Source organism: Granulicella aggregans, assembly GCF_025685565.1.
GTDB classification, from domain to species: Bacteria; Acidobacteriota; Terriglobia; order Terriglobales; family Acidobacteriaceae; genus Edaphobacter; species Edaphobacter aggregans_B.
This window is the reverse complement of record NZ_JAGSYE010000004.1, coordinates 217,513-238,683: the sequence shown is the minus strand read 5'-3', so window position 1 is coordinate 238,683 and position 21,171 is coordinate 217,513. Positions and strand designations below refer to the sequence as shown.

Genomic DNA, 21,171 nt, shown 5'->3' with positions numbered 1-21,171 from the left:
ACTCATCCATGAAGAAACTTCTCACTCTCGCGATCACCATCGCTATCGCCGGCTTTGCCCTTACCGCAGGGGCGAAGCCGGTTCCCGACCTTAAGTTTCAGGACCTGACGGGTCACATCCAGAAGCTCTCCGACCTTCGCGGCTCCATCACCGTCGTCAGCTTCTGGGCCACATGGTGCGGTCCCTGCAAAGAGGAGCTCCCACGCCTCTCCACACTCAAGCAGCGCTACGCCAACAAAGGCATCCGCTTCATCGCCATCTCCGCCGACGATTCCAAAACCCGCTCAAAGATTAGTCCTTACATTCAGGAGCAGAACCTTTCGCTTGAGGTCTGGACCGGTGCCGACATCGGCACACTCGACCGTCTGGCTTTGGGCAACGCCCTGCCGTCAACCATCATCCTTGACAAGGATGGCACGCCCATTGGTCGCATCATGGGAGAAGCCCGCGAGACCGACGTCACCACCTACATCGACTGGCTGCTGAGCGATCGCTCCACTCCCGCACCACCGTCAACCATCAAGCGCTTATAGAGCTCTGCCGTCATCGCACCGCACTGTCGTCCGTGATCTCACGATGGCTCTGGTGCAAATTTCTCGACGGCCGCGGTTCTTCTGGCGACGTGGTTTTCGATTAGGCAGCGAACACTGCATTCCAGAGTTCCGAATTACCTCAATATGGTGGTGGCAAACATGTACAACTATGACGCCGGGGTCACGCCGGCCAACAACTACGCACCTCTGCCTGCGGGCAACCCGCTCCGCCTCTTTCCGAGCCTCGTCCAATGACATTCACGCCTAAATTTGTTCGTAGAAACGAAGGCAGTTCCCTCATTGAGGTCGCGCTCATCCTTCCCGTCATGATCCTGATGCTCATTGCCGTCGTCGATTTCGGAGTCATATTGCATCAAGATCTTCTTGTCGCAGATTCCGCACGTTCCGCCGCGGAAGCCGCCACCACATTCCCATGGGCCAACAATCTGAACTACACCAAGTCGGTCGGAACCTCCTCCGCAAGCGGCATCCCGGATATAGCATTAATGCTACCCAATATTGCCTCTGCGCCTCAGGTAGCTCTCAAATCCTCTGTACGAGCCATACCTCCTGTGGCTCGTACGGGATCCCTAATCAGTACATCCAAGTCACTGCCACTGCCCAGCTTCCACTCCTTTTCTCCATCAAAGGCCTGCCGCTTACATATACGGTGAAATCAGTAGCCATCGCACCCACTCCGTGGACGGGAACGAACTGATGACGGAAGTCGTCCTTAATCCGCTTCGTTGCTTCCGACGTCTGAACCGCGGCCTACGGCGAGAGGACGGCAATTCGCTCATTGAGACCGCTCTGATTCTGCCGGTTCTCTTCCTCATGATCTTCGGATTCAGTCTCATGATCTTCCGCATCGGGAATACCAACTTCGCCAGCCGCGCGGCCCTACGCTACTCCACCCTTCATAGCGCCACCAGTTACTCTGCTGCAACCCAGCAAGACCTCAACAATATCGTCAGGCCCTATGTCTTCAGCTTTCCCGCGAACACTTGGGTCCATCACTTCAAGTTACCCCAACGGCAATGTCATCGGCTCTGGTGTATACGTAACCGTTACGATCACATATGACTTGAATATCCTCGGCTACACATACAACGACATCCGCTACAGCAGCACGGGCGTGGGAAGCATATTGCAATAACGAGTCTGCTGCGCTTTGAATCCTGCCTGCAAGAAGTGCCTTAGCACCCTTGCGGAAGCGAACCTTCGGAGAGCCGATGAAATCCCGCGCAGGCATCGGCCTGGAGGTTTCCTCGGAAGCTCTTAAGACGACCTTCGAGTGCTCCCGGCGACGCCCCTGCATGAGGGGACTAGCGAACGGTCGTTTCTCCTACCGAGCAGGTATTGATAAGCGGCTTCTCGCTCACCAACCACCGGTCATGGAACTCTTCCAGAGTGACCGCGTGGCCGAAAAGCCAGCCCTGCGCAAGGAGTGGAAGTCCCCTTGCTCGATAGTAGGCGCACTGTGCCTGAGTCTCGATGCCCTCAGCGACGACAGTCAGTTTTAGCACTTCTCCCATGGCCAAAATCTGCGGCAGGATACCGACCGTGACCGAATCAGTCCCGATCGTCTGCGTAAATGCTTTATCGATCTTGATGCCATCAACCGTAAGATCCTTGAGATAGGCGAGGCTCGAGTAGCCGGTCCCAAAGTCGTCAATGAAGACGCGATAGCCGCGGCCTCTAAGCTGTGCGACCGCCTCCATGGCAACGCGATGCCGGACCGTTGCTCCTTCCGTGATCTCGATGACCAGGTTGCGCGGCGAAGCTCCAGCGGCGCGGAGAGAAGCCTCCAGCATGGGCAAGAGTGCCGTATCGGACAAGTCAGAGGCAGCAACATTTACGTTAATGAAGAAGTCCTTGTTTCGGTGAAAGCAGGGACCGAAATCAGCGATCACTTGGCGGACGACCCATGCAGTAATCAGGTTCACAAAACCACGCTGCTCAGCAATTTGTATAAAAACCTGTGGGGAGATAACGAGTCCATCCTCGTCGGTCCAGCGCACCAGCGCCTCGGCTCCGACCACCTTCATGGAAACGAGGTCTACCAATGGCTGGTAGACGACGCGCAGACGGTTCTGCCTGATGGCGCGCCGAAGTTGTCGTTCGATGCCCTTTTCTTGCTTGATTAAGAGCATGTAGACGAGACCCAGGCAAAGGCCAGACAACCCACCAATAATCACCCAGACCCGCACCTGACGGCTTTGTTCCAGGATCGCGGTGTGGATATTCATAGAGGCCGTTACGCAGGGCGGATAGTGATCCGAGCACTGCGTCGAGTAGAGGTTGTTCGCGTCACGGCGATCGACATTCTCCTTGAGCAAGTCCTTGGTCACAGGAAAACGGTCCCCACCTAGATACGGCGATCGACCGGCGGGGGCGGTGCGCATCGTGATCGTAAACACTCTCCCCGGAGGTCCCGCTTTACGCGGATAAGGGTCGAACGCGACGTACGAGTCCTGGATGCGCATGACAATTGCTGTCCACGGACCAACTCGAAGAGGCTCCACATTGATGTAGATCTTGGAGTTGTCGGAACCATCGAAGGCAGGCTGAAACTCGTACTCAGGCAAACTGGAGCGGTCGATCATGGCGGAGCACTCAAGGCGACCTCCGCTCATGCGGCCAATGTCTTTGAGATAGTGCGTATCGTTCATCAGCAATCTACGAAAGCTGCCGAGCTCCGCCTCCGAGCAACGCGGCAGGCTCGAAGCATTCATCTTTGCAAGGACTCGCAGGGCTTCAGCGGAGTAGTCGTCCACCTCCCCCAAACGATCTACCGCATAGCTCCGTAACGAATGCTGCATGAAGTTAAGGGCGACCCTGACCCCTAAAAGACTGCCCGTTACCATGCCCAGTGCCGTGGCACCCAGAAGAATGGCAGTTCTAGTGGCGACGCGAAACAGAACTCTTCGTGTCATCAGCCGCTTTGCTGATTGCAGGTTGGCTTGAGAAACGTGCAAATCGCTTTGGGTCATGGTTTCGTCTCTCGGCTGCGGAAAGTCCGAAAGTCCTTTGGGATGGGATGATAAGTAGCTGCGGCCGCGATGTGCAGAGGCAAATGAGGGTCGAATGTACATGTGACGCTTCGCGTGCCAGACCGGAGGAGCAAAAGCGCGTCCCGCTCGAGACCAGCAGATCATATGCTCGATCAATCAGCGGTTCAAGGTGAATTCCTCTCTTAACACGTGGATTTGACGGCAACAAAACGACTACTGGTCGACGAGCAGCTTTAGTACGGCGTTATGTCTGATGGCAGACGCAACGTCTGTGTCCCGACACTGCAGAATACAAACTCTCCCCTGCGTAAGTTTCCTTTGATCGAATAGAACCGCCGACAGCTATCGAATTCCAGGTCTCTTCAGGGGGAGGGCGCTTCCTTGGCGAGCTGATGCGTTGTTCTCTGAGTCTGGCATGGCCGAAGTCGGCTCTATTTCCGGCTTCGCGCTCTTGCAGAAGAGCCTTGAAGCCTCAATGTCGCTAACGGCACTCAGAAGGATGTCCTGACTGAGGTTTTCGGTACGAGGATGGCCCGGAATCTCTTAGGGAAGCACTTCGGTTGCAAGATGGCCGAAAACGAATCGGTTGCGCCCTGCACGTTTTGCCTCATAGAGAGCCTCGTCGGCGGCGGCGAGGGCGAGCTTCTGATCGCTACCGCACTGGAAGGCTTCCAGATGCACGACGCCCAGGCTGCAGTTGATCGCAAACTCGGCCGAGTTGTAGATCACCCTCAAGCTGCTGATGGACTTGTGCAACATAGTTAACCGTTCGCGGACGCCGCCTAAGTCGATATCACCTGGCCCGATGCCGACGAGGATCAGCAAGAACTCCTCTCCGCCGTAGCGGCCGACGTGGTCATAGGAGCGAACGCCGGCCGCCAGTGCCGCGGAGAACCTTCGCAGGGCTTCGTCTCCCGCGAGATGGCCGTACGTGTCGTTTATCTGTTTGAAGTGGTCGATGTCGGCGAGAACGACAGTCACCGGAGTGCCATCGCGTTGGGCACGAGCCAGCTCCTGGTCGAAGGCTTCGAGAACTGCAACGCGGTTGAGCAGACCGGTGAGGCCATCGTGGGTGGCCTGACGGTGCAGCTCTTCGCGGCTCGCCTCAAGCTGCGAAGTGCGTTCGAGCACCATGCCTTCGAGACGGCGCTGCTGAGCGAACAGGTTTCTGGTGCGCAGACGAAAGATCAAGCCAATCACAAGGCAACAGGCGATTCCGCAGAGGGTATAGAACCACCAGGTGCGCCACCATGGCGGCATGACTCGAAAGCCAAAGGCGATCGGAGCGGAGTGCGCGCCGCTGACGCTATCTAGCGCAAAGACTTGAAATGAATATTCTCCCGGCTGCAGATTCTCAAAGTGCGCAGTCTGGTCACGGCTCTCGATCCAGCTGGGGTGCAAGCCAGCAAGCCGGTAGTGGAAGCGCAGACCGGCACGGTTGATCGTGTCTGGAGCAGCAAACTCGAAGCTCATGTCCTGCCGGGACCAAGGCAGCTTTAGCGCGCCAGAGAGAGGGACCAGACGCTCCCCAATACGGGCTTCGATGATAGCGATCTTCGGAAGGGGTATTTCTAACATTCGCTCGGGATGCAGGATGCGAGAGAGACCACCGCTGGTCGCTAACCAGATTGAGCCATCCGGCCCCGAAGTCATCTTGCCATCGTTGATGTCGTTCCAAAGTAGGCCGTCTTCCTGTGTGAAGCGGTGCCATGAGACGCCGTTCCAAGCCAGCACGCCATCATCCGTGCCGACCCAGAGCCATCCGCGAGAGTCGGAGAGCATGTCGACTACAGCTGCCGACTGCAGAGCCTTGGGTAGTTCCAATTTGGTCGCCGTAAGACGGCCCATGCTGGAACCTATTCCTTTTGCGGCCTCTCCGTCGGGACGATAGACAGCGCGCCAAATGGTGGCACCTGCCGCAGTGATCCACAGGCTTCCGTCGCTAGCGCACGCCATACCGGCGAGTCTGGGCAACGGGTCGGGGAAGCCGTAAAGCGATGGACGAGACCATAGGTCCCGATCGCCTTTACGCGCCAGCCGCACCAGTCCGTTCTCTCCCAGGAACCAGACGACCCCGTCAGGGGTAAGGCAAGCTTGTGTCGTGGACGCCCGAGGGCCAAGCAGGGCTGGGATCTGGGGGAGAGGCGATAGGGGCCGATGCCCAGACTGAAGTAAATGGCCGGAGCCAAGCGAAGCCCACGAATCAGGTCCGGCGACAGAGTTCTGAAGCCCCGACCGGGAATCCTCGTCGAAGACCGACGAAACATCAAATACGCCGGAGTCTGCGATGAGGAACGTGCGGCCAGAGGGATCGCGGAGGAGCCGGTAGATATAGTCTTGAAGATCGGCGAGGACTATAACCCGGGACGGATGTCCTTCGACCCTGAGCACTTTACCGGGAAGCGTAGTGATGAGCAGAGCGCCGCGGGTCAAACCTTCATCGGGAGCTACATCTCCCGGCTTAGCGTGAGCGCTGGCTCCCGAAGGACGGTCGGGAGCGGCCATGATCCCCGTGACTTGGCCATAGGCCCAGTTCTTGGCAAAGGCAGGCTCAGTGACGAGACCACTACGGGTGTCGAGGATCGCAAGCCCCTTTTCCGTGCCGACCCATACACGGTTTCCTTGGAAGGGGCCGATCGACCAAATGTTTGAGGAGGGCAGCCCCTGGTTATCGATCCATCCCTGCCAATCGGCATAACCAACCCAATGATAGAGCCCATTTCCTATGGCACCCATCCAGAGATTACCGCGCTCGTCGAAGAGAAGAGCGGTGAGATGCGTCGAGGTAAGGCCGTTCGATTTGCCAACGGTCTGCCAGCCGGACCCGTCCCACCGGGCTATGCCGCCTGCCATCGATACGACGACCCTTCCCATGGGATCGCAGGCGATGGGCAGACGCGAGTAGGTCCCATTTCCCGCTGTTTTAGGGAGAGAGCGGTCGACGAATGTAGGGTGGGGTCGATCCGAAGCCCCGGGAAGCAACGCTACGATGCTATTCAAAGAAACGGCCCACACGGTACCCTGGCGGTCCTGAAAGACGGAACGGTACAGCTCCGTCGGGACACCTTGCGCTTCCGCCCATTCCGTTACCACGCCATTGGGCTTCCACGAACAGAGCATCTTCGCGCAAGCCATCCACAGGGTGCCGTCGGGCAAAGCGAGGATCGCGCCAAGATGGTCGAGAGAAGGATGCGCGGCCAATTGGTCCGCGGAGAAGAAGCGTTCCGTGCGTCCCGGAGCGGGCGAGTCACCATCGGGGCTGTACCGGAGGCGGTAAAGCTCATTGTGAGTGATAACGAGGAGACTCCCCGAGCCTTCAGAGGCCAGACTGGAGCTGCGGCTCATTTTGACTGGTTGAAGAGCGGCGGGGTAGAAACCTTGACCTCCCCAGCGATAAAGATTGTCGTTACTTGCGGCCCAGAACGTCCCGTCGCTGGCGGCAAATACCTCCGTAATGTAGGGTTCGGCTATCCCTTGTGCGGCCCCGAAGCGCTGAAAGCTAGATCCCAGAAAGCGATAGAGACCGTTTTCGGTACCTGTCCAGAGAAAGCCCTGGCGATCTGTGGCGATGGAGTTTACCGCGAGGTTTTCCAGTCCGGATGTCTGCCGATAGGCGCGGAAGACATACTCCTGGCCCAGAGCTCTCCGGGCGCTGCAAAAGAAGGCGCACAGAGCCAATTCGCATAGCAGCAACAGCGTCGTCGCTCTTAAGAGCCACGTAGTCGTCCGATACGGCATCAATTGCTCCTCCCGTTGTCGCGGAGATCACCGCTCACTATCGGCAGTTTGGAACAAAAGGATCAACCCGGAGGAGATCATCAGCCTCGGTATTTTCGACCTCTTGAAATTTTAGCCGGTGGCGATTCGAAGTTGGTCAGAGCTTGAAGGGCGACGATGTGGTGCGCACCCTGAACAGGCTTAAACTCGAACGTGGCGTCTCCAAGGTGTTGTTCTGTGATAAAGGCAGCGAGTTCACCAGTCATGCAATGGATCTGTGGGCCTATCAAAACGGGACAAAGATCGACTTCTCAAGGCCCGGCAAGCCGACTGACAACGCCTTCGTAGAAAGCTTCAACGGGACCTTCCGCGCCTGAACACCCACTGGTTCATGAATCTGAAGGAGGCAAAGCACCTGATCGAAGCCTGTAGACGCGAATATATTGACAGTCGTCCTCACGCATCCCTCGCGGGCAGGGCGCCAGGCGAATTCGCCAGCCAGATCGCAGCCCGCCGCAATCTGGCTACAACTCAAACAACTAGCTGAAAACTAACCTTCGACTTGGTACAGATTTTTCAGACCCTTCACTCCGCCAGTTTTATCGTTCCTAACTGGTACAGAAAAGGCCGGGCATTCCACTTTCTGATGCTCTACTTACAGTTCGGTGGTTTGTTGGCAGGAAGCCGGACATCTCTCAACGGCGACTGTCGCTACCAGGCTAAAGCATTCATCGGTTCGCGGTTCCGCGCAACTCTCAGAATCATCCAGGTAAACGCACTTCAGTCCGCGTCTTCCTCGGGGAGTCAATGTGCGCAAAATTGCCGATGCACCCATCGAGAAGGGCCACCGATTCAGCCCTTCTACTGAAGGGCTGTTGTGCTTAACGCCTCCTTTCCCGTCCCCAAAGATTGGGCGGTTGGCTTTGTGTTTAGAGTCGTGGGAGCTGTGGCCCGATCGACAAACTTCGAGCAAGACTCCCGAAGGGCATTTCTGTCAGGAGGGTATGGGCGGCAGGTACGTCGAGCGGTCTGACTCCGTGATGAGATGCGCGAGGTTCGATCCAGGGCTTCGCAACAATACGATGACAATCTCCTGACCACGACGTGACAATACCCGGCTGGCGCTCGGCTACTCTCGATCCAAGACCGCAGATATACCGCAATTTGCGGGACATATCGCATTGCTTCGCCAGATGCCCGAGGAGATGAAGTCTTGCCAACGCTTGCCAAGGAACGATCTCTAACTGCTTCTGAGGCTCTAGGTTCCTCGCCTTCATCCGCACCGCGCGACGCCCCTCGCCAAAGTGCGGCCCAGGAGCGGACGGCTGTCCTGAGCCGTAAGCAGAGACTTCGCCGGGCGGTATTGCTGAGCTTCCGTGATCCTTTGCCGACAGAGTGCCTCGAGCTCTACGAGGTCAGCAAGAGGGAGTGGCGCAGCCTTTCACACTGGCTGGACGTAAGCGGGTTGGCGTTGTACTTTCTGGACCACATGCGCAGGTCGCAACTGACTCACATTCTTCCGGAACACGTGCTTGCCCGGCTGCAGCAGAACATGCTCGACAACACGGAGCGCACCCGCGGCATGATCCTAGAGTCAGTCGCCATCCAGGAAGAGTTCCAGGCAGCCGCAGTGCCGTACGCGGTGCTGAAAGGGTTCTCTCTCGCTCCGGAGTCGGTCCCACGCTTGGAGCTGCGTCATCAGTTCGACCTGGACTTTCTGATCACGGAAAAAGCCATCGCAGCCGCTCGGGCTGTGCTCGAGCGGCAAGGATATCGCTTGTACGCGGTCAGCGGGAAGAGCTGGGAGTTCAAGAAAGAAGAGAAGATCGGCATCTCGATGGAGGACTTCTACAAGGACACCTCCGGCCGGACAGTCGAGCTTCATCTTCAAGCGCGTGGGGAGGAAGCCGGGTCGGTGTTGAGCCGGGCGAAAGAGCGGGACTTTTATGGCATCGATATGCCGGTGCTATCCCCAGTCGACTTGTTCCTTGGGCAGGGTATGCATGCGTACAAACACATCTGCGGAGAGTTCTCGCGCGCGGCGCACCTGCTGGAGTTTTATCGCCACGTGATGACGCGGTGGCACGACGACATCTTCTGGAGCGAGTTGCGGTCGCGGGCCGAAGGGAACCCCAAGGTATCGCTGGGGCTCGGGGTGCTTACGCTGCTCATCACGAGCGTCATGGGGGAGTTTGCCCCAGTCAAACTGACGGAGTGGACGGTCGATACGCTGCCGCCGGCGATACGTTTGTGGGTAAGGCTTCACGGACTTCGCACCGTGTTCGGAGACGTTCCCGGCAGCAAGCTTTACCTGCTGCTGGTGCGGGAGCTTGAGCCTTCCGGCCAGGCGATGGGGCGCTCGCTATGGGAGTCGTTGCTTCCGCGTCGTCTGCCGCCGCAGGTAGTGCTTGGCTTCGAAGGCGAGAGCCTGTGGATGCGGGCGAGAAGATATCGCATGCAGTTGAAGTACGTGCTCATCCGGTTCCGCTTTCACATTGTTGAAGGGCTTCGCTATAGCTGGGCAGCCTATCGCTGGGGCCGGCAGACGGAGGGGCTGACAGGATGACCTCTCTGCGGCCAGCAGCTATCGCGTTCGATGCGATCGCTCCAACCTTCGACTCCCGTTTCGGGAGATGGCTCAGCGTCGCGGCACAGCGTCGCGCGGTTCGCGCGGCTCTGGTGCGGGAGTTCCCGAGGGCAGGGCGAATCCTCGAGCTTGGCGGTGGCACAGGTGAGGATGCCAGCTTCCTGGCGGAACGTGGCTATGAGGTGCTGCTGACGGACCCCTCGCCAACAATGGTGGACATCGCAAACGCCAAGCTCAGAGCTCTGGGTGGACGCGCAGAGGTCGCTGCCGCGGAGGACATGCAGACCTTTGCGGAGAGGCATTTTGCTGCGGGCGGAGAGAGATTCGAAGGAGCGTTCTCCAACTTCGCGCCGCTGAATTGCGTTGTGGATCTATCTCAGGTCGCACGTGGCCTGGCGCAACTTATGAAGCCCGGCGCACCGGCGATGCTGGTCTTGTTCGGCACACTTTGCCCGGGCGAGATGGTGACCGAGGTATTGCGCGGGCGCCACCATCTGGCACTACGGCGCCTGATGCGCGGTGAGGCTCCGGCGATGCTGGCCAAGCGCGAGTTCCATGTGGTCTACCATCGCAAACGCGAGATGATGCGCGCCTTCGCGCCGTGGTTTGTGTTGGAGAAGCGCATCGGCATCGGAGTCACCGTGCCACCCAGCGCCGCTGAGCCATGGGTATCGCGACACCCGCGGCTGCTCGAGGCGATGGAGACGCTTGATCGAGGGCTTGCGGGTCCGCTTGCGATGCTGGGAGATCATGTGCTCTACCAGTTCCGCCGGACGAGCGTTCCTTCAACAAAGTGATAGCCCCGACAGGTGGAAGACGGCGACGAACCCGGAGATGAATTGAGTTGATCAAACTAAAGCAAATCGCAGACATAAACTTTCCCACTCGATCAGCGACATATCGCCTGCATGCTTTTGAGGGTATCGACACGGCTGTGGATGGAGGAGAACCGCGAGTTGAGACCGCGGTTGCACTTGTACTGGGAGAAATCTACAGCACACCGCCGCTGGTGCGGATTCACTCGCAGTGTGCGACTGGCGACATCTTTCACTCTCTGCGATGCGACTGCCACGACCAGCTTCAACTGGCCCTGCACACGATTGCGGAGGTGGGGGCTGGAGTGCTGGTGTATGAGCACCAGGAGGGGCGTGGCATTGGCCTGATGGAAAAGCTCCGAGCGTATGCGCTACAGGACCAGGGACTGGACACGATCGAAGCAAATCTTCGGCTTGGGCATGCGATCGACCTTCGAGACTATGCCCTGGCGGTGAACATCCTTCGGTTTCTCAAGGTGCGATCTCTTCGCCTGATGACGAACAATCCGGAGAAGATTCAGGCGGTGAAGTCGTCGGGGATCGAGATCGTGGAGAGGCTGAGTGCTGACGTTGCCGTGACGGAACACGCTGCCCTATATCAAGCCACGAAACGCGACAAGATGGGGCATCTCTCCATGCTGACGAGCAGAATCGGGCCCCGGATTATTGCTAGATAGATCCATATTTCGCTGCTCACGCACAGTTCAAACAGATAGCAGCAAACAGATGACAGGTAGCTGACAATCATGAGACAACTCTCTGCTCCCGCCCAAATAGGCTAAGTCAATCAAAGGGTCATCCGGCTGTTTTCACTGCAAGGATGACCTGCGGCGGTCCCAGCCAAAGTGCCACCGCCGCACTAGCCTTCGAGGTGAATTGTGGCCGATGTCCTGATTACTCATTCCTATCATCTGGGCTACGACCCCAAGCAATTGCGCAAGATGCAGCCTTATGCTCCGATAGGCACTCTCTATGCGGCTTCCGCGCTACGCGAGATGGGCATCTCAGTAGCGGTCTTCGACTCGATGCTTGAGGAGCCCTCGGCTGCGTTTGTCGCCATGCTAGACGCAGAGCAACCGAAGATCGTGGCGGTCTACGAAGACGACTTCAACTTCCTCTCGAAGATGTGTCTTACGCGGATGCGCGAGGTCGCGTGGGAGATGGCGGGAGTGGCGCATAACCGGCGCATCCTGACGGTCGTGCATGGGTCGGACTCGACCGATAACCCTGGCTTATTCCTGGAGAACGGTTTCGATTATGTGCTCTGCGGCGAGGCCGAAGAGACGCTGACACAGCTATGCGCCGCAGTGCTGAAAGGTGACGCGATTCCAATTCCAATGCTCGATGGGCTGGTGCGGAGAGATGAGACTGGTCAGCCAGTGCGAAGTGGGAATCACCTGGCGAAGAATCCTGAATGGTCGCAGCTCTCGGTGCCCGCGCGCGATCTTATCGACCTCGAGCCCTATCGCAAAGCTTGGATGGATGCCCATGGGTACTTCTCCACGAACATGGTGTCGAGCCGCGGATGTCCCTATCGTTGTAACTGGTGTGCCAAGCCGATCTCAGGCAATAAATTTCACCTGCGTGCGGCTGCGGCTGTGGCTGAAGAGATGGCGGTGTTGAAGAGAGCGGGGGCGCAGCACATCTGGTTCGGCGACGACGTCTTCGCACTCAATCATCATTGGGTGGAAGAGTTTGCCGAAGAGGTAACCCGGCGTGACGCTGCCGTGCCATTCAAGGTCCAGTCGCGTGCGGACCTGATGACGAAGGATACGGTCCAGCATCTGAAAGCGGCAGGGTGCGCGGAGGTATGGATGGGCGTGGAATCCGGATCACAGAGTGTGCTGAACGCGATGGACAAAGGGCTCAGCCTGCCTGCGGTCGTCGTCGCGCGCCGCCGGTTGAAGGAGGCGGGCATACGAGCGTGTTTCTTTCTGCAGTTCGGCTATCCGGGGGAGGGCCGGAACGAGATTCAGGAGACCATCGAATTCGTCCGGGAGAATCGGCCTGACGATATCGGAATCTCGTTCTCGTACCCGCTGCCCGGCACCGCGTTCTATGAGAAGGTGCGGACTCAGCTCGGGAAGAAGCGCAATTGGAGCCACAGCGACGATCTGTGCATCATGTTCAAGGCCGCGTATACGACGGACTTCTATCGCGCTGTACGCAATGCGCTGCATGCAGAGGTGGACTCGTGGAGCCAGGTGCCCACTTCAAGCGCGACCACGGCCAGAGTGTATGAACTCTGGAAGACGGTGAATGAGCTGGAGCCGGAGTGCCGGGACCTTGAGGCACTGGAAGGCTTCGATGAGTTGACGCTGTCATCGCCCGCGCTAGTGCAGATTGAAAGCTTCGTACCTACACCGGGAGGTATAGCGTGATCGAGGCAGGCTTACAAGACAGCATCGCAGCCAGTGACGCCTATGCCGTGGGAGTTGCTCTTCGTTGTCCTCGTTGCTTCGCTGATGTTGACATGCTGGACTGCGCGAAGTGTGGATTTCAGATTAGGATCGCAGACGGAGTGGTGCAGGCGCTGCCTCCGGGACGAGCGGAGCACTATGCGGACTTCATCCACGACTACGAGGGAATTCGCGCGGCTGAAGGCCGCGGCAGCGATACCGACGACTACTACCTTGGCCTGCCTTATCACGATGCATCGGGCCGGAATCAAAAGCAGTGGGAGATTCGTGCGAGAAGCTTCGAACATCTTATGAACGGTGTCCTCCGACCTGCCGGGTCCGGGCTTAAAGTATTAGACCTCGGCGCGGGAAATTGCTGGATGAGTTTTCGCCTGGCCCTTGCTGGCTATCAACCTGTGGCGGTGGACCTGCTGACGAACAGGCAGGATGGGTTGGCTGCGGGTGCGCACTACGACAGACATCTGCCCCAATCCATACCGCGGTTTCAAGCGGAGATGACGCGCCTGCCTTTTCGGGATGGACAGTTCGATGCGATTGTGTTCAACGCATCGTTTCATTACTCGGAAGACTACGAGGCGACGCTACGCGAGGCGCTTCGATGCCTGAAGGACGACGGACGTGTGATCATCAGCGATACTCCCTGGTACTCGCGAGAGGAGAGCGGGCAGCAGATGATCGCGGAACGTCAGGCCGCTTTCATTCAGCGCTACGGGACTGCCTCCGACTCCGTCTCCAACTTGGAATATCTGACGGACGAGCGGTTGCGCAAGCTCGAGACACAATTGTCGATTCAGTGGACCGCGCATTCGCCGAACTACGGCTTCAAGTGGAAGATGCGTCCGATCGTTGCGATGTTGCGCCGTCGTCGCGAGCCATCACGGTTTCGCGTTTATGTGGCGAAGAGAGATGCGTGAGCTTGCCCACAGACCGAGGCAAGGCGATGCGGTCCTTCGTGGAGTCCGCTATGCGAATGGGTCGATGGATAGTGATTGGGGTTCGATCCAGATCGACGCGGGCCGGATAGTGCATGTTGGAACGGATGCGTCTCTATTGTCTTCCCCGCGAGGCTCATCAATCGACATCGATTTGACCGGGCACCTGGTTCTGCCGGGACTGGTGAACGCGCACGATCATCTGCAGTTCGCACTTTATCCGCGGCTCGGAGATCGACCTTATGGAAATTACGTGGAGTGGGGAGAGGAAATTCATCGCAAGTTTGCGGATGTCATCGCAACCCATCACTCTGTTCCGAAGCGCGTTCGATTGTGGTGGGGCGGGATTCGCAATCTTCTCTGCGGTGTGACTACGGTATGTCATCACGACACTCTCTGGCCGGAGTTGCAGAAAGAAAAATTTCCCGTCAGAGTGGTGCAGCAATACGGATGGAGTCACTCCGTCGCGCTAGGAGGCGACCTTCTCAAGGCTTATGAAGCCACGACAGCAGACGCTCCCTTTATCCTGCATGCTTGTGAAGGAATCGACGCCCAAGCAGAGCAGGAGCTTGCTGAGCTAAATCGGCTCGGCGTTCTGGGCACGCACACCGTCCTTGTCCATGGGCTGGCGCTCGATGAAGCGGGGATCGATCTGTTGCGGGAGCGGGAAGCGTCGCTGATCGTCTGCCCTTCGTCGAATGATTTCCTGTTCCATCGCCTGCCTGACATGGAGCTTATGAATGGGATGGAGAATCTCTCGCTGGGAAACGATTCTCCACTGACTGCCATAGGCGATCTGTTGGATGAGATCAGATTTGGAATGCGACAGTGCGAGATAGCGCCTACCAAGATGTACGCCATGGTGACCGAGAATCCGGCTAGGGCTCTGCGACTGCGTGACGGTGAGGGAGCGGTGAAGAAGGATGGGGTGGGTGATTTGATTGCGGTTCTCGATGAGGGTCGCAGCCCGGCAGAGACGCTGGCGTCTCTCTCCACGCAGGATGTGGAGTTTGTGATGATCGGCGGTTGTGTGCAACTTGCCTCTGAGAGTGTCTGGCATAGGCTGCCACCTACGGCGCGAGACGGACTTGAACCGCTATGGATTGATGGAACAATTCGATGGCTGCGTGCGCCTGTCTACGAGTTATTGCGGCAGGCCGAAGCGGTGTTGGGTGAGGACAGCGTGCGGCTAGGTGGTCGGCCACTTAGAAGTGCGGCCCTTCGTTGGGTTGGAGCCTAGATGTCACACTTCGGGGTCTTGTCTTACAAGGGAGCCGGCCATCTGAATCCGTTGATTGCGTTGGCCAGAGAGTTGGTCGCGCGTGGGCATCGGGTTACGTTCTTCCAGACAGCAGAGTTGGAGGAGCACGTACGCCTGCACGGGTTGGAGTTCTGTTCCATCACTTCCTCTGCCGCTCGTCCTGCCACGAGCAGCAGACTCGCGTACAGATGGAAGTTCATGCAGGAGATCGTCGCGCTGCGTGACGGCATCGATCGGATCGTCTTCGACATGGAGTTGTTTCTGCGACAGGTGCCGCCGGCGATGGCAGGCCGTGGGATCGACGCGATCATCATGGATGAGATTGCGCTCGCGGGCCCTACGGTGGCGGAGATATTACGTCTGCCTTATGTTGTTATCTCGACATCCGTACCGCACAACTTCGGATGGGACGGACCTCGGAGTATTGCGTCCAGGGAAACTCTCATAGAAAGAGTGCAACGCGAGTGTCATCAGGTGTCGGTGCTGCGCATGCGAGGCCCCGTCCGGCGTCGGCTGGACGCACTTCGGAGAACCGTGGGGCTGGGTCCGATAGGTCAGGTGAAGCGGAAGTTTCCGGAGCTTGCACACATCACGCAGCTTCCACAGTGCCTGGATCTTCCGCGGACCACACTTCCTTATAACTTCCACTATGCAGGTCCACTCGTGGATGAGGCAACGCGGCCAGCGATGGATTTTCCATGGGGCCGCCTCGACGGTCGAACGATGGTTTATGCGACCTTTGGAACCTCTCGCCGCAGTGACCTGGCGCTCTTCCATTTGATTGCAGAGGCCTGTAACGAACTTTGTCTGCAGTTGGTGATCTCGCTCGGTGGGCGCCGTGGGCCTGAGAGTCTTCACGGACTTCCTGGAGACGCGATCGTAGTGAAAGCCCTTCCACAGCTTGAGATTTTGAAGAGGGCCGACATCGTCATCAGCCACGGCGGCCTCAATACGGCGCTCGAGACACTGAGGGAAGGCAAGCCAACGATTGTGATCCCGAGGGCCTTCGATCAGCCCGCGGTGGCGGCACGTTTGGAGCGGTGCGGTGTTGCTCTGGCTCTACCGGCAAAGGATCTTTCCGCAGGAGCGATCCGCACTGCACTGCATACTCTACTTGGTCAACCCGGATATCGCGATGCGGCCATGCGGATGAAGGCAGCAGTTTGCGCCTCGGATGGACTCGCACATGCGGCGGATGTCATTGAGTTGTCGTTGAGACGGCAAGGAACTCGATCATGACTCTCACCTGCAATCAACGCGCGGCCTCGTGGCTAGAACGCATCGTCATCACGCTGGCGCTGCTTTACCTTGCCGCCCATACACTCCCCAGAGCATGGAAGACCCTGAACACGGACTTCCCCAACTACTACATGTCGGCTCGGCTGGTGCATGAAGGTTATGATTCCGCGCGGATGTATGACTGGTCCTGGATCGAGCGTGAGAAGGACCATCGCGCCGTGAACATAAGGGTCATCGGCCTTTTGCCGATTACACCGTTTTCTACGCTGGCAATGTTACCGTTCGCGGGACTTGCACCACTGGCTGCTAAGCATGCGTGGATTCTGCTGAGCTTGGCATCGCTGGTCCCGATTGTCTGGATGCTTAGGTCGATGACTGGGCTTAGTATCCAGCGTGTCGGACTCGCCTTCGCCCTGTGTTTTCCATTCCATAGAAACTTGGAGTTCGGGCAGTACTATGTGATTCTGCTGCTGCTCCTCGTTACTGCTTGCTGGTCCTATCTTCGAGGATGGCATGTGGCGGCAGGCGCGCTTATAGCAGTCGCTGCGGCTTGCAAGGTATTTCCGGTTTTATTTCTGTTATTTTTTCTGCGGCGCAGAGAGTGGCAGCTACTGGGGTCGGCCCTGCTAACACTTTTGCTAGCTGCTGGCGCTTCGATCGCGGTCTTTGGCTGGAATGTGCATCGGACTTATCTTCATGAGATTTTGCCGTGGACTCTGCGTGGCGAGGCGATGCCGCCGTATGTGCCGAGCGCTTCCATCTCGGGCATTCTTCATCGGCTCTTTCTCTCGGAGCCGCAGTGGAATCCGCATCCGTGGCATAACTCGCTCCTGTGCTTTGCACTGCTGATGCCGGTGCTGCAGATGCTCGTTTTGGCACCGGCTGTTCTGCTCATCCGTCGAGCAAACACCAGCCGGAGCCGCATCCAGCTTGAACTGTCGGCGTTGCTCACGGCATCGCTCACGATCTCCACTGTGCCAGCGCTCTACAACTTCATTCTGATGGCGCTGCCTCTCTGCGTGCTGACTGCGGTGCTGATACAGGCGAGGCGTTACGGCTGGGCTCTTGGTTTGGCGATGCTCTATCTTGGCATTGGCTTGCCATTGCCGAGTCCAGAGAAGATGGCGGGAGCGTTGGCGCTGTTACAGCTCGCGCGACTTCCGTTGCTGCTTGCTTTTCTGGCTGCGAACTATTGGCTGTTGTGGCGTGATCCGGACGCCGAGAAGACTCCGAAAGGAGTGGAGACCTACCTATGGGCCGCCGCGATGGCAGCCGTCGCAGTCGTCAGCGTCTTCTCTACTTTTCAGCGAGAAGGTTCCGCGCGATCGGAGTACGCCTATCGATTGCCGTTACAGGGCGAGGGACTTCTGAATGCGCAGCCACATCCCGCAGGCCGGGGAGTTCGCTATATCGCGTTCACCTTCGCAGGTTACCACTTGGTTCCAGACGCTCAGAATGATTTGGCACCGACCGCGGTTGCCGGACTCCCGGACGATCTTTCATTTGCCAGCAGCGGGCCGGAGAGCCTCCTGGTGGAGCACGCCACGAGTCCGCACTCGCAGATCGTCGATGCACCGCGTGGTTGGAAGGTTGTCGTCGATGACGCGCGAGAACCGATGCTCTCCGCGAATGGAAAAGACCTTACCTACATTCGAGATGACCATGGGCATGGACGATTGATGGAGCGGGCAGCGTTTGCGGAAGATGGTGTGCGCGAGTTGGCACTGACAGAACCTTCGCTGAATGTCTATGAGGCATCGTTTCTTTCAGAGAACGAGTATGCGTTCTCTGCGGTCGCGGACGGACGCGCGCCGGAGATCTACCTGATGGATGCTATGCATGACAACATTCCGCTCCATCTCGGCGAATCCCGCTATCCTGCAATCTCTCCGGACGGACGTTGGATGGTATACAGCCGGTTCGATGGCAACGGATGGAATCTATGGCTTCGCGACCAGGAGAACGGAATGACGCGGCGTATCGCAGATGTGCCGTGCAATCAGATTCAACCCATATGGGAAGAGGATTCGAAGACAGTTCTCTACAGCACCGATTGCGGGCGGAGCTTGTGGTTTACCGCAGTGGCCCGGCGGAGAATTGTTCCCTGACTCCGCGCACTATGACTTCTGGACCAGGCGGTCCAGTTCATAGATCGCATAATCGAGGACGCTGTACTGGAGTTCGAAGGTGGGCACGGGCGAGAGTATCTCCAGGATCTTCTCGTGCTTTGCGCGAATCTCTCCGGCCGAAAAGAGTTCGTTCCGAGTGCGTTCCGTCGCGGTTCCTGCGGGCAGCGGGATGAGCCTGGTGCGTGGGGATCGGCTTCGCTTCAGATAGACAATGGAGTAGATTCCTGCCTCAACCGCCGTCGAGTGGACGGGCAGCTCGGAGGAAGGAATCTCGAGCGACGGCTTGCCCTCCATCCGTGGCGTCACTTCGTAGCTTGCCAGCTCCGGAAAGATGTCCTTGGCTGTGGGGCGAAAGCGTATGCGATGCGCGTGTCCGACGACGCGAGGAGTTGCAGAGTCATTGATGAGGTAGCTGGTGTCATCGGAGGTATAGGTCCATCCGGCTCGCGCGCAGGCATAGGCGAGTGTCGATTTGCCAGCACCGGATTCACCGCAAAGAAGAATTCCCTTCCCTTTCTTGCTGACACATGCGGCGTGGAGATCCGTAACGACCGACGCGCCGAGCAGGAGATAGACCACTTTCTCGAGAAAGTTATAGCGAAGGTAGAGGCTGTTGCTCACCGCCGAACGATTGAGCCAGACGAAGCTGGTGCATGTCTTGAGATCGAGCATCGCGTGGTTTTGAGGATCGGCCGTGAGTGAGTAGAGGTGGTTGTACTCGCGGCGCGTAGGTTCAGGCGGGCAGGCATCGCCGCCGGTTGCGCTGACTCCGACGCGAATCTGCAAGGCAGTGTTGCCGTGGCGCAGGCGGCGATGACCAAAGCTCTCTTGAGCGGCGAGGAGGACGGCGGGGTCATTCGTCAGGACGTCGACCGCAAAGCCAAGTGGGTAGAACGTAGCGCGAAGTGGAAGCTCCATATCGTAGAGCAGAGCGTCCTGAGGCCTGTGCGGTACGGGCGGGACGCCGCTCTGTTGTGGGCCCTGTAGAGCCGCCATTTTTGCCATCCCGCCGTCCTTTGCAATGAACCTTTAGTTGCCTTGAGAGGCTCTGAAGGCTTCTTCGAGGATAGCGACAAAGCGCTCGGCGCTTGTCATTTTGACGTCACGGAATTGTCACGTGTTTCACGCGGCAATTCCTGGTGACGATCGACCGTGACAATCAATTGACAAGCGCAAGACCATCGAGAGACACCTCCGAAGATGCGATTCACTATCGTCGCCAGTAGGCCTTGATTGAGATCGAGGTGACTGGAGGAGACAGGCGTGAAGGCTTTCCACGAAGTAAGCCGATCTGAGCTTACCTCTGAGGTTCTACAAGATGAAGTGGGTACGAGGGGCTATTTATTGGTCCGCGATCTGCTCGACAGAAAGGCCATCGACACCGCGCTGAACGACGTAACACGAGTGCTCTCGCGGGCAGGTTGGCTAGATACAGAGCATGACCCAAGAGAGAGATTTTCGGCGGCAGGAGCGGCATGCGGCGATCCTGATCCGGGATTCAAACGCGTATACCAGGAGGTCTTCAACCTTGAGTCGCTGCACCGGTTGCCGCATGGTCTTTCCCTGCGGAACGTAATGGAGATGCTTGCGGGCGATCAGGTGCTGGTTCACCCCAAGCCGATCGGCAGACTGATCTTCCCGAAGTGCGAGCGCCTGGTGACGCATGCTCACCAGGACTATGAGTTCATGGGAGGTGACCCAGAGTTTTATACGGTGTGGATTCCGCTGCACGACTGTCCCGTCGAAGTCGGTCCGTTACGGATACTGGAGGGATCGCATCGTCACGGAATTCAACATCACGAGCGCGACAACCTTCACGTGCCTGAGATCCCGGAGGATGCGGCAGCTGGGATCGAGTGGGTTGGTGGCCAGGTGAATGCGGGCGACGTCCTGATCTTTCATAGCCTCACAGTCCACGCAGCTTCGCTGAACCTGTCGGACCAGATGCGACTTTCGATCGATTGCAGGTTTCAGGATGCCCGCCGAACTCTCAATCCGGCCAATCTTGTATTCGCTGGCGAATCGGGTAAGTCGTGGGAGAAGACCTATGCCGGCTGGACCTCGGACGAGTTGAAGTTCTACTGGAAGAAGTTGCCGCTGACGCTTCAGCCTTCGAAGGCCGAGTTGGCAAGCCTTGCGGATACGGCCGCGGCACCGGCTAAGCGCGCCAGGTATCTCAGGATGATCAGCCAACTGGAGTAGGTGCGGGCGCAGGATTAAAGCCCTGCCGACCTTTGCCGGAAGGGCTTTGAGTTATAGATGAGAAACGCGTTGTTACGGATTTAGAAAGTGAAGGAGCTGCTTTTCATCTTCCGCGCTTAGCGATGCTCGGACCCTCATGTGCTTTACCACGGTTCCAGAGATGCTCGGCGAAAAGCCTTCCGGAGTGTTGTGGCACCGTGAGCAATTTTGATGGAAGATGCGGGCACCTTCTTCTTCGTGTTGCGGTTGAGACGGCGCGGCTGTCTTGTTCTTTCCGGCCTGGCGAGAGGGGGGCGAGGCTTGCGATGCCGCCTCCGCAAAC

General features: G+C 57.9%; 16 protein-coding genes. 13 read left to right on the top strand and 3 right to left on the bottom strand.

Annotated elements, in window-relative coordinates; all coding sequences use genetic code 11:
* Window positions 1-8 precede the first annotated feature (8 nt).
* Window positions 9-533 carry a TlpA family protein disulfide reductase gene (locus tag OHL18_RS20490; RefSeq protein WP_263376741.1) on the top strand — a complete coding sequence of 175 codons (525 nt, stop codon included), beginning with the start codon at window positions 9-11 and terminating at the stop codon, window positions 531-533.
* Window positions 534-784: 251 nt separating this feature from the next.
* Window positions 785-1,207 carry a TadE/TadG family type IV pilus assembly protein gene (locus OHL18_RS23390; RefSeq protein WP_396274976.1) on the top strand — a complete coding sequence of 141 codons (423 nt, stop codon included), beginning with the start codon at window positions 785-787 and terminating at the stop codon, window positions 1,205-1,207.
* A gap of 651 nt (window positions 1,208-1,858) precedes the next feature.
* Here OHL18_RS23390 and OHL18_RS20485 read toward each other — a convergent pair.
* A complete protein-coding gene (locus OHL18_RS20485; protein WP_263376740.1) occupies window positions 1,859-3,526 on the bottom strand; it encodes an EAL domain-containing protein in 1,668 nt (555 codons plus the stop codon).
* 564 nt (window positions 3,527-4,090) lie between these two features.
* The gene (locus OHL18_RS20480; protein WP_263376739.1) at window positions 4,091-7,285 is read right to left on the bottom strand and encodes a ligand-binding sensor domain-containing diguanylate cyclase; all 3,195 of its coding nucleotides are present in this window, start codon (window positions 7,283-7,285) and stop codon (window positions 4,091-4,093) included.
* 143 nt (window positions 7,286-7,428) lie between these two features.
* Between OHL18_RS20480 and OHL18_RS23385 the strand changes: the two genes are divergently transcribed.
* From OHL18_RS23385 to OHL18_RS20435, 10 genes are all read left to right on the top strand, one after another.
* Window positions 7,429-7,641 (top strand): integrase core domain-containing protein, encoded by a 213-nt coding sequence (locus OHL18_RS23385; protein ID WP_396274973.1) that lies wholly within the window; start codon window positions 7,429-7,431, stop codon window positions 7,639-7,641.
* Between the two features lie 14 nt (window positions 7,642-7,655).
* Window positions 7,656-7,811 carry a hypothetical protein gene (locus OHL18_RS23380; protein ID WP_396274971.1) on the top strand — a complete coding sequence of 52 codons (156 nt, stop codon included), beginning with the start codon at window positions 7,656-7,658 and terminating at the stop codon, window positions 7,809-7,811.
* 666 nt (window positions 7,812-8,477) lie between these two features.
* On the top strand, window positions 8,478-9,830 hold the full coding sequence (locus OHL18_RS20470) for a nucleotidyltransferase family protein (RefSeq protein ID WP_263376738.1): 1,353 nt from the start codon (window positions 8,478-8,480) through the stop codon (window positions 9,828-9,830).
* Window positions 9,827-10,648 (top strand): class I SAM-dependent methyltransferase, encoded by an 822-nt coding sequence (locus tag OHL18_RS20465; RefSeq protein WP_263376737.1) that lies wholly within the window; start codon window positions 9,827-9,829, stop codon window positions 10,646-10,648. Before OHL18_RS20470 ends, OHL18_RS20465 begins: the two co-directional genes overlap by 4 nt.
* A 47-nt stretch (window positions 10,649-10,695) precedes the next feature.
* The gene (gene ribA, locus OHL18_RS20460; RefSeq protein WP_317890516.1) at window positions 10,696-11,343 is read left to right on the top strand and encodes a GTP cyclohydrolase II; all 648 of its coding nucleotides are present in this window, start codon (window positions 10,696-10,698) and stop codon (window positions 11,341-11,343) included.
* A 201-nt stretch (window positions 11,344-11,544) separates the two neighbouring features.
* Window positions 11,545-13,047: a B12-binding domain-containing radical SAM protein gene (locus OHL18_RS20455; RefSeq protein WP_263376736.1), complete on the top strand. Its 1,503-nt coding sequence runs from the start codon at window positions 11,545-11,547 to the stop codon at window positions 13,045-13,047.
* 92 nt (window positions 13,048-13,139) lie between these two features.
* The gene (locus OHL18_RS20450) at window positions 13,140-14,000 is read left to right on the top strand and encodes a class I SAM-dependent methyltransferase (RefSeq protein ID WP_263376735.1); all 861 of its coding nucleotides are present in this window, start codon (window positions 13,140-13,142) and stop codon (window positions 13,998-14,000) included.
* The gene (locus OHL18_RS20445; RefSeq protein WP_263376734.1) at window positions 13,993-15,258 is read left to right on the top strand and encodes an amidohydrolase family protein; all 1,266 of its coding nucleotides are present in this window, start codon (window positions 13,993-13,995) and stop codon (window positions 15,256-15,258) included. The genes OHL18_RS20450 and OHL18_RS20445 overlap by 8 nt, the downstream gene beginning before the upstream one ends.
* A complete protein-coding gene (locus tag OHL18_RS20440; RefSeq protein ID WP_263376733.1) occupies window positions 15,259-16,518 on the top strand; it encodes a glycosyltransferase in 1,260 nt (419 codons plus the stop codon).
* A complete protein-coding gene (locus OHL18_RS20435; RefSeq protein WP_263376732.1) occupies window positions 16,515-18,626 on the top strand; it encodes a glycosyltransferase 87 family protein in 2,112 nt (703 codons plus the stop codon). The genes OHL18_RS20440 and OHL18_RS20435 overlap by 4 nt, the downstream gene beginning before the upstream one ends.
* A 9-nt stretch (window positions 18,627-18,635) precedes the next feature.
* Here the strand turns inward: OHL18_RS20435 and OHL18_RS20430 are convergent, their stop codons facing one another.
* Window positions 18,636-19,643 (bottom strand): phosphoenolpyruvate carboxykinase (ATP), encoded by a 1,008-nt coding sequence (locus OHL18_RS20430; RefSeq protein ID WP_263376731.1) that lies wholly within the window; start codon window positions 19,641-19,643, stop codon window positions 18,636-18,638.
* Between the two features lie 267 nt (window positions 19,644-19,910).
* On the opposite strand from OHL18_RS20430, the gene OHL18_RS20425 reads away from it, so the two are divergent.
* Window positions 19,911-20,849 (top strand): phytanoyl-CoA dioxygenase family protein, encoded by a 939-nt coding sequence (locus OHL18_RS20425; RefSeq protein ID WP_263376730.1) that lies wholly within the window; start codon window positions 19,911-19,913, stop codon window positions 20,847-20,849.
* The last annotated feature ends 322 nt before the right edge of the window (window positions 20,850-21,171 follow it).

Bases quoted from the DNA above. Each gene is read 5' to 3' on its own strand.
- OHL18_RS20465 (WP_263376737.1), top strand. From the start codon at position 9,827: ATGACCTCTCTGCGGCCAGCAGCTATCGCGTTCGATGCGATCGCTCCA.
- OHL18_RS20485 (WP_263376740.1), bottom strand. From the start codon at position 3,526: ATGACCCAAAGCGATTTGCACGTTTCTCAAGCCAACCTGCAATCAGCA.
- OHL18_RS20430 (WP_263376731.1), bottom strand. From the start codon at position 19,643: ATGGCGGCTCTACAGGGCCCACAACAGAGCGGCGTCCCGCCCGTACCG.
- OHL18_RS20440 (WP_263376733.1), top strand. From the start codon at position 15,259: ATGTCACACTTCGGGGTCTTGTCTTACAAGGGAGCCGGCCATCTGAAT.
- OHL18_RS20435 (WP_263376732.1), top strand. From the start codon at position 16,515: ATGACTCTCACCTGCAATCAACGCGCGGCCTCGTGGCTAGAACGCATC.
- OHL18_RS20445 (WP_263376734.1), top strand. From the start codon at position 13,993: ATGCGTGAGCTTGCCCACAGACCGAGGCAAGGCGATGCGGTCCTTCGT.
- OHL18_RS23380 (WP_396274971.1), top strand. From the start codon at position 7,656: ATGAATCTGAAGGAGGCAAAGCACCTGATCGAAGCCTGTAGACGCGAA.
- OHL18_RS20450 (WP_263376735.1), top strand. From the start codon at position 13,140: ATGCTGGACTGCGCGAAGTGTGGATTTCAGATTAGGATCGCAGACGGA.
- OHL18_RS20480 (WP_263376739.1), bottom strand. From the start codon at position 7,285: ATGCCGTATCGGACGACTACGTGGCTCTTAAGAGCGACGACGCTGTTG.
- OHL18_RS20490 (WP_263376741.1), top strand. From the start codon at position 9: ATGAAGAAACTTCTCACTCTCGCGATCACCATCGCTATCGCCGGCTTT.
- OHL18_RS23390 (WP_396274976.1), top strand. From the start codon at position 785: ATGACATTCACGCCTAAATTTGTTCGTAGAAACGAAGGCAGTTCCCTC.